Annotated in this window: 2 tRNA genes; both read left to right on the forward strand. The window is 57.1% G+C overall.

The features are described from left to right. A tRNA-Gly gene (locus tag ACUYLD_RS25830) sits at positions 1–75 on the forward strand. Positions 76–82: 7 nt separating this feature from the next. Then, positions 83–159 (forward strand) — tRNA-Arg (locus tag ACUYLD_RS25835). Positions 160–231: the final 72 nt, after the last annotated feature.

The raw sequence follows: 231 nt of genomic DNA on the forward strand, positions 1-231 counted from the left end.
GCGGACGTGGCTCAGCGGTAGAGCATCGCCTTGCCAAGGCGAGGGTCGCGGGTTCGATTCCCGTCGTCCGCTCCATTTATTAGTCCCCTTAGCTCAGCTGGATAGAGCGTTTGACTACGAATCAAAAGGTCGGGAGTTCGAATCTCTCAGGGGACGCCATTAACTTCATAAGCCGGTGTGGCGGAATTGGCAGACGCGCGCGACTCAAAATCGTGAGGGAAACCGTGGAGG

Source organism: Paenibacillus sp. SER-28 (assembly GCF_052906305.1).